The 1,179-nt window shown below is 51.4% G+C and carries 2 protein-coding genes; both read left to right on the top strand.

The annotated features are described in order from the left end of the window. Positions 1-155: 155 nt before the first annotated feature. The gene (gene gloA, locus R7Z41_RS24070; RefSeq protein WP_001237796.1) at positions 156-563 is read left to right on the top strand and encodes a lactoylglutathione lyase; all 408 of its coding nucleotides are present in this window, start codon (positions 156-158) and stop codon (positions 561-563) included. Positions 564-665: 102 nt separating this feature from the next. Further along, a partial coding sequence (rnt, locus tag R7Z41_RS24065) for a ribonuclease T (RefSeq protein WP_149465307.1) occupies positions 666-1,179 on the top strand: 514 nt, incomplete at its 3' end.

Below are 1,179 nucleotides of genomic sequence, written 5' to 3'. Positions count from 1 at the left end.
GAGCTTAACCCACAGCGTGCCGAAAGTTTCTACGGTGGCGGCGCGGAAGGCTATACAGATTACCCGACGTTGTAATCCAACATTGCGAGCGGCGTAAAGCCGCCGCTATACTAAAACAACATTTTGAATCTGTTAGCCATTTTGAGGATAAAAAGATGCGTCTTCTTCATACCATGCTGCGCGTTGGCGATCTGCAACGCTCCATCGATTTTTATACCAAAGTGCTGGGCATGAAACTGCTGCGTACCAGCGAAAACCCGGAATACAAATACTCACTGGCGTTTGTTGGCTACGGCCCGGAAACCGAAGAAGCGGTGATTGAACTGACCTACAACTGGGGCGTGGATAAATACGAACTCGGCACTGCTTATGGTCACATCGCGCTTAGCGTAGATAACGCCGCTGAAGCGTGCGAAAAAATCCGTCAAAACGGGGGTAACGTGACCCGTGAAGCGGGTCCGGTAAAAGGCGGTACTACGGTTATCGCGTTTGTGGAAGATCCGGACGGTTACAAAATTGAGTTAATCGAAGAGAAAGACGCCGGTCGCGGTCTGGGCAACTAATCTCCTGCCGGGCGTGAACTCATCGCGCCCGCATCTTTACTGCATCGACAAGTAATATTTGTCATAATGCGCGCTGCAATTTATCCGTATTAAGAGAATCAGATGTCCGATAACGCTCAACTTACCGGTCTGTGCGACCGTTTTCGTGGTTTTTATCCTGTTGTGATCGATGTTGAAACAGCCGGATTTAACGCCAAAACCGATGCGCTGCTTGAGATTGCCGCCATCACCCTGAAAATGGATGAACAAGGCTGGCTGATGCCGGACACCACATTACATTTCCACGTCGAACCATTTGTCGGCGCAAATTTGCAACCAGAAGCCCTCGCCTTCAACGGCATTGACCCGAACGATCCCGATCGCGGCGCGGTCAGCGAATACGAGGCGCTGCACGAAATTTTTAAAGTTGTACGTAAAGGTATTAAAGCGAGCGGCTGTAACCGCGCCATTATGGTGGCGCACAACGCCAATTTTGATCACAGCTTTATGATGGCCGCCGCAGAACGCGCCTCACTGAAACGTAACCCGTTCCACCCTTTCGCCACTTTTGACACCGCTGCACTGGCCGGGCTGGCACTCGGACAAACCGTATTGTCAAAGGCTTGCCAGACCGCTG

It is taken from the genome of Vibrio sp. 1457, from assembly GCF_033340195.1.
In the GTDB taxonomy this organism is placed as follows: domain Bacteria; phylum Pseudomonadota; class Gammaproteobacteria; order Enterobacterales; family Vibrionaceae; genus Vibrio; species Vibrio alginolyticus.
This window is presented reverse-complemented; position numbering and strand designations above follow the sequence as displayed.

Coding starts and splice junctions, on each gene's coding strand:
- gloA (WP_001237796.1), top strand. CDS start 156: ATGCGTCTTCTTCATACCATGCTGCGCGTTGGCGATCTGCAACGCTCC.